We start from the raw sequence: 6,595 nt of genomic DNA on the forward strand, positions 1-6,595 counted from the left end.
TTTTTTCTACATCGGAAGCGCTGCCAATGTAAAACCGGTCTTTAGTTTTGCTGTAAAGAATGTAAACGTGGTGTGCCATTGAGTAAATATACAAAAAAAGGGAAAGCTGTTTGTCAACTTTCCCTTTGGTTTTCGTAGCGAGAGGCGGACCCGAACCGCCGACCTCGTGATTATGAATCACGCGCTCTAACCAGCTGAGCTACCTCGCCATTATTTCAAATTTTTTAAGGATTGGATTTGTTTCCCTGCCTCAAAATTTCGAGGTGCAAATATAGTATTTATTTTTTTTCAGCCTGATTTTTCGCCTAAAAAATACAGCAAAATAAAATATGGGGGTTTAGCAGCCTGTTGTTTCTTAAAAACAGAATAACTATATTGCCAAAAAACAGAACATGGATGATAAAGTGAAAATTCTGCTTGAATATGTAATTAATTGTTCTCCTAAAGTTTTGTATAACAGGTTGAGCACAGCATCGGGGCTTGCTGAGTGGTTTGCAGACGATGTGCGTGTGCAGGGTAAAAGATTTACTTTTGTTTGGGAAGGTTCGGAACAAACTGCCGAAATTTCACTGCGTAAAGAAAACAAACTGGTCCGTTTTACATGGCTCGATGGCGAAGATTCCTATTTTGAGTTCAGAATTTCGCAGGACGAACTGACCAACGATGTTTCGTTAATTGTTATCGATTTTGCCGAAGAGGATGAACGGGAAGAAACCACAGATTTGTGGAATTCTCAAATAGCCGATTTAAAACATATTTTGGGTTTATAAAATCATATGTTCTAAAATATTGCTTAACCCAAACCCTGAACTTATGCAAATGTGAAGTTTTAAACTTCAAAAAGCTAACTTAACTTTTTTTTACTTTCAGGATTCTTAAAATACCTTAGTTTTGTACACGTTTCGGTAAAAGAAACTTTAAATATGAAGCGGCTGCACTGGTACATAATAAAATCTTTTCTGGGGCCATTTTTCATGACCTTTTTTATTGTAGTATTTATACTGCTTATGCAGTTTTTATGGAAATATGTTGATGATTTGGTTGGGAAAGGGCTTGATTTTGCGGTGCTTGGCGAAATGATTTTTTATGCCGCTTTTGGATTGCTTCCTTATGCATTTCCTCTGGCCATGCTGCTTGCATCGCTTATGACTTTCGGATCGCTGGGCGAGAATTACGAGCTGGTAGCCATGAAATCATCAGGTATTTCGTTACACCGGATTATGAAACCGCTTTTCGTTATCGCCATTATTATTTCTGCTACAGCATTCTATTTCTCAAATAATATTTTGCCGCACACCAACCTGAAGTTTACAACTTTGCTGTGGAGTGTAAAGCAGCAACGCCCTGAACTCGTGCTGCAGGAAGGTGTTTTTACCAATGAAATGGATGGCTACAGTATTCGCGTGGGAAGTAAAGACAACAACACAAATATGCTTAAGGACCTGCTCATTTACGACCATACCAGCAACAAAGCAAATGAGAGTGTTACTGTTGCCGATTCCGGTTATCTGCGGATTACGGAAGATAAAAAGTTTATGGTGCTGAACCTTTACAATGGTGTAAATTATTCGGAAACCGCACGCAGCAGGAAGGAGCAGGACAAATTCCCATTCAGGCGCGACCGCTTTGATGAACAAACCATCAGGGTTAAAGTACGTGGGTTTGATTTTAACCGGCGTGACGACCGCATTTTTAAAAATACTTACCGGATGCTGAATATTGATCAACTGAGATTCATGGAAGATTCTCTTGGTAACGATTACAAAAACAGGCTGAATAAATTTATCATGGAAATCAACCTGAATTCGGCTACCATTTCCAAAATTTACAACTTAACAGTTTCGCACGATTCGCTTAAACGCGATATTCGGATTCAGCCCGATTCAATTTTTGATTTTGATGAATTTTTTGAACGCCAGGATAATTGGGTGAAAGCTGAAATAACACAAAGTGCCTTGAGTGCTGCCAGGGGCAATGTTCAAACCCTCAATATGTACGACGACCAGCTTTACAACCGGAAAAAAACACTCAATAGGTATTCCATGGAGCGACATAAAAAATATACCCTCTCGCTGGCAGTGCTTATCTTCTTTTTTATTGGAGCACCACTGGGGGCCATAATCCGGAAAGGTGGTTTGGGTATGCCTGTTGTAATTTCCATTTTGATGTTTATTGCCTATTATATCATATCTATGACCGGTGAAAAATCGGCCCGCGAAGATATTTGGGATATGGTAGGCGGAATGTGGTTTTCCACTTTTGTGTTTTTGCCTTTGGGCGTGTGGCTTTCGTATAAGGCAGCTACTGATGCCGCGCTTATGAGCGCCGAAACATACAGTAAATTATTCAGTAAATTAGGTATTGATAAGTTAACCCGAAAGTTTAGCAAAAAAAATGAAGATACTTCAGGTAACCAATAAAGTACCATTCCCTGCAAAAGACGGCGGAGCCATTGCCTGCATGAACATGACCAGCGGTTTTGCACTTCTCGGTCATGAAGTTACCGTTTTGGCAATGAACACCGTAAAACACCATGTTGATATAAATGAAATGCCCGAGTCGGTTCAGGACTGGGCGAAGTTCCGGCTTGTTGATGTGCCGGCTCGTACTTCGGGGTTTGCGGCTTTGTTTAACCTGTTGTTTTCGGGAAAACCTTACAATGGCGTACGTTTTATTTCAAAAGCATTTTCATGCGAGTTGAAAAAAGTTTTGGAAGAGAGCGAGTTTGACATAGTTCAACTCGAAGGGCTATATGTTTGTCCCTACATACCACTTATTCGCAAGTATTCCAATGCAAAAATAGCTTATCGTGCCCACAATATTGAACACGAAATATGGGAACGTACTGCGGCGCTTTCGAAAGGAATAAAGAAAATTTACCTGCAAATTCTGGCCAAACGCATTAAAACATTTGAAAAAGGATTTTTGAACGATTATGATTTATTGGTTCCGATTACCGAGCGCGACGGTGAGATTCTAAACCGGATGGGCAATAGAAAACCGGTGCATGTTTCTCCCACAGGAATTGATGCCAACGTCCTTTTCCCGCATTCGAAAAATCTGGAACATCCTTCACTTTTTCACATCGGATCACTGGAATGGGCACCCAATCAGGAAGGATTGATTTGGTTTATTGAAAAATGCTGGCCTAAAATACATGAGAAATTTCCCGGCCTGAAATTTTACGTTGCCGGTCGGAATGCCCCCGAATGGCTGGTGCGCTATTTTAATGCTCCTAATATTGTTTTCAAAGGCGAAATTCCCGATGCCTATCAGTTCATGAATTCAAAATCGATAATGGTTGTTCCCCTGTTTTCGGGCAGTGGAATGCGAATTAAAATTATTGAAGGAATGGCCCTCGGGAAACCCATTGTTACCACTCCAATCGGTAACGAAGGTATCTCAACAACCTCGGGCGAAAATATTCTGATAGCCAATGATGAAATTGAATTTGTGAATGAAATCGGACGACTGGTAAACGACCATGAACTTTACTACAGGATTAGTCGTAACGCCATTGAGTATATCCACGAAAAATTTGATAACTTAGCCCTTGCCGGTGCTTTGGTCCGGTTTTATAAAGAGCATACCGAATGATTTTGAAGCTATTTTTCTGGCTGCTTTTATTCCTTCTTTTTTACACATTCGTGGGGTATGCATTGGTTTTGTATATAGCGGTCCAATTGAAAAAGCTATTCTTCGGTAAAAAGAAAAAAAATACAAGTGATTACGAGCCGGAAGTGTGCCTTTTTGTAACCGCCTACAATGAAAAAGATTATGTTGAGCAGAAAGTGGAAAATTCGTATCAGCTCGATTATCCAAAAAATAAAGTACAGTACATTTGGGTAACTGACGGCTCCGACGACGGAACACCCGAAATACTGAAAAATTACAGTAACCTTGAAGTTTATCATCAACCCGAACGGCGTGGGAAAATGCATGCCATGAACCGCGGGATGCAATTTGTGAAGGTGCCCATTGTAATTTTTTCCGATACCAATACACTGCTAAGCAAAAATACTGTTCGCAGTATTGTGTCCGAGTTTGCCAACCCGGAAACCGGTTGCGTAGCCGGCGAAAAACGCATTATTGAAAAACCATCAGATGCCGCAGCAGCTGCCGGAGAAGGGTTGTACTGGAAATTTGAATCGTGGGTGAAAAAACTGGATGCTGAATTAAATTCGGCGGTGGGCGCAGTGGGCGAGCTTTTTGCCATCAGGAGTGAACTTTTCGAAGAGGTGGAAACGGATACGATTCTCGATGATTTTATTATTTCGTTGCGCATAGCACTGCGCGGCTACAAAATTTCATACACACCTGATGCCTACGCAGAAGAAACGGCTTCATTAAATGTTAAAGAAGAATTAAAACGTAAAATTCGGATTGCTGCCGGAGGAATCCAGGCGCTTTTCAGGCTAAAACCACTGCTCAACCCTTTCCGATTTGGAGTGCTGTCCTGGCAGTATGTTTCGCATAAAGTGCTGCGCTGGACTATCGCGCCTGTTTCGTTGTTTTTACTTTTCATACTTAATGCTTTTATTGTTTGGCAAATTAATGCATGGAATCAGCCTGATTTTTACAACCTGTTTTTTTGGTTTCAGGTGTTGTGTTATTTGCTGGCAGCTGTAGGGTGGTATTTCGAAAACCGGAAAATCAGGTTTAAATTACTTTTTATTCCCTACTACTTTTTATCCATCAATTATGCTGCCATAAGAGGAATTTTAAGATACTTCAGAGGAAGTCAACCTGCAGGCTGGGAGAAGTCAAAAAGAGCATAAGTTTATAATTTTTCAGTGTTATTTTTAACCTGTCCGGCGACAGATATCATTCTTTTCTCGATATTTTATTGTAATTTTGCAGCTGATTTAAAGACGATGTTTCATGACTGATGATATTAAACTCAATACAATTCCCGAAGCAGTTGCAGCCATTAAAAAAGGCGAACTGGTTATTGTGGTAGATGATGAAGATCGCGAAAATGAAGGTGATTTTATTTTTGCTTCCGAATTAATTACTCCCGAAGTTATTAATTTTATGACCATTCACGGGCGTGGCTTAATTTGCGTTTCCCTCACCGAAAAACGTTGCAATGAGCTCGATCTGGATTTAATGGTTGGGCAGAATACATCCTACCATGAAACGCAATTCACGGTTTCAGTCGATGGCAATCACCCCGATGTTACCACCGGTATTTCGGCCAGCGACCGGGCAACTACCATAAAAATGTTGGTGGACAAAAATACAAAACCCGGCGATTTGGCAAGGCCGGGACATATTTTTCCGCTAAAAGCAAAAGACCGGGGCGTTCTGCGCCGGAGCGGCCATACCGAGGCGGCTGTTGACCTTACCCGCCTGGCAGGGCTTTTTCCATCCGGTGTTTTGGTTGAAATAATGAACGAGGACGGAACCATGGCGCGCCTGCCCGAACTCATGAAACTGGCCCGAAAATTCAATTTGAAAATCGTATCGATTAAAGATCTGATTTCGTTCCTTTTTCAAAGCGAAAGCCTGGTTGAAAGGGGAGAGAAAGTTATGCTGCCCACTCGCTTTGGTGATTTTTCCATTGTGCCTTTCCGCCAAAAATCCAATGGTGCCGAACATGTAGCTCTTATTAAAGGTGAATGGGAAGTGAATGAACCCATTTTGGTCAGGGTGCATTCTTCGTGTATGACTGGCGATATTTTTGGTTCACTGCGTTGCGAGTGTGGCGATCAGTTGCATAAATCAATGGAGATGATCGACAAAGCCGGGAAAGGGGTAATTGTTTACATGATGCAGGAAGGCCGCGGAATTGGACTGCTTAACAAAATTGCAGCCTACAAGTTGCAGGATCAGGGAATGGATACCATCGATGCAAATATTCACCTGGGATTTAAAGCCGATGAACGCGATTACGGCGTAGGTGCACAAATTCTGCGTAACCTGGGTGTTACCAAAATGCGCCTGCTTACCAATAACCCGGTGAAACGTGTGGGCATAGAAGGTTTCGGGCTGGAAGTTGTGGACACACTGCCCATCGAAATTGAACCCAATGAACATAACCAGAGATACCTGAAGACAAAACGCGACCGGATGGGGCACCACCTGCGCCATTTTAATTACGACCAGTAGAATTTGACTTTTCTTTAAAATCTCCTGGGATTTTTTCAAAAGTTGGCTTTTGCTTTGATTAGCTAAATATTATTTTGAGTTTCTGGTAAAACCTTCCACGCAAAGACGCGCAAAACTATATGCGCAAAATGCGCGAAGTTTAAAGATTATTGACCACCCGGTGAATGTTATCCTTTAACGTTTTACAGTTAAAATTTATTAGTAGTCCCGGTTTTATTCCTGATAATTCCAGATAGGTGAGCAACTGAGCAATATCATTTTCAGTCAATTGTTTCTCTTTATTATTGAATGTTTCGTTAAAATTTAAATGATTTTTAAAAGAACGACTTGATGTTAGAAAGAACCGGATGTAAATTTCTGAATTATCCGGTATATCAAAATAATTGTTACAACTCAGCAGTAATTAAGGTTCGGTTAATTGATTTTAAAATTCTTTTACTTTTTGATTTGTCCTCAAATAATCTTCAGCTGTCATTTGCTTTTT

Annotated in this window: 6 protein-coding genes and 1 tRNA gene; 5 read left to right on the forward strand and 2 right to left on the reverse strand. The window is 40.8% G+C overall.

Annotation, left to right across the window (positions count from 1 at the left end; all coding sequences use genetic code 11):
• Positions 1 to 135: 135 nt before the first annotated feature.
• Positions 136 to 209, reverse strand: a tRNA-Met gene (locus ACTCNA_RS17145).
• A 183-nt stretch (positions 210 to 392) separates the two neighbouring features.
• Between ACTCNA_RS17145 and ACTCNA_RS17150 the strand changes: the two genes are divergently transcribed.
• The 5 genes from ACTCNA_RS17150 (at position 393) to ACTCNA_RS17170 (ending at position 6,111) form a co-directional block, all read left to right on the forward strand.
• Positions 393 to 770 carry an START-like domain-containing protein gene (locus ACTCNA_RS17150; RefSeq protein ID WP_462949164.1) on the forward strand — a complete coding sequence of 126 codons (378 nt, stop codon included), beginning with the start codon at positions 393 to 395 and terminating at the stop codon, positions 768 to 770.
• A 153-nt stretch (positions 771 to 923) separates the two neighbouring features.
• On the forward strand, positions 924 to 2,420 hold the full coding sequence (locus ACTCNA_RS17155; protein ID WP_462949165.1) for an LptF/LptG family permease: 1,497 nt from the start codon (positions 924 to 926) through the stop codon (positions 2,418 to 2,420).
• Positions 2,395 to 3,597 carry a glycosyltransferase family 4 protein gene (locus ACTCNA_RS17160; RefSeq protein WP_462949166.1) on the forward strand — a complete coding sequence of 401 codons (1,203 nt, stop codon included), beginning with the start codon at positions 2,395 to 2,397 and terminating at the stop codon, positions 3,595 to 3,597. The genes ACTCNA_RS17155 and ACTCNA_RS17160 overlap by 26 nt, the downstream gene beginning before the upstream one ends.
• An 86-nt stretch (positions 3,598 to 3,683) precedes the next feature.
• Positions 3,684 to 4,778, forward strand: coding sequence for a glycosyltransferase family 2 protein (locus ACTCNA_RS17165; RefSeq protein WP_462949167.1), 1,095 nt, complete (start codon positions 3,684 to 3,686; stop codon positions 4,776 to 4,778).
• Between the two features lie 103 nt (positions 4,779 to 4,881).
• Positions 4,882 to 6,111, forward strand: coding sequence for a bifunctional 3,4-dihydroxy-2-butanone-4-phosphate synthase/GTP cyclohydrolase II (locus tag ACTCNA_RS17170; RefSeq protein WP_462949168.1), 1,230 nt, complete (start codon positions 4,882 to 4,884; stop codon positions 6,109 to 6,111).
• Between the two features lie 139 nt (positions 6,112 to 6,250).
• On the opposite strand, the gene ACTCNA_RS17175 is transcribed toward ACTCNA_RS17170, so the two are convergent.
• Complete coding sequence (locus ACTCNA_RS17175; RefSeq protein WP_462949169.1) at positions 6,251 to 6,379, reverse strand: GxxExxY protein; 129 nt, start codon at positions 6,377 to 6,379, stop codon at positions 6,251 to 6,253.
• Positions 6,380 to 6,595: the final 216 nt, after the last annotated feature.

The sequence above is a fragment of the Tangfeifania sp. genome (genome assembly GCF_055108615.1).

What these genes read in the sequence shown, in the direction of transcription:
- ACTCNA_RS17150 (WP_462949164.1), top strand. Translation starts at nt 393, where the DNA reads ATGGATGATAAAGTGAAAATTCTGCTTGAATATGTAATTAATTGTTCT.
- ACTCNA_RS17155 (WP_462949165.1), top strand. Translation starts at nt 924, where the DNA reads ATGAAGCGGCTGCACTGGTACATAATAAAATCTTTTCTGGGGCCATTT.
- ACTCNA_RS17160 (WP_462949166.1), top strand. Translation starts at nt 2,395, where the DNA reads ATGAAGATACTTCAGGTAACCAATAAAGTACCATTCCCTGCAAAAGAC.
- ACTCNA_RS17170 (WP_462949168.1), top strand. Translation starts at nt 4,882, where the DNA reads ATGACTGATGATATTAAACTCAATACAATTCCCGAAGCAGTTGCAGCC.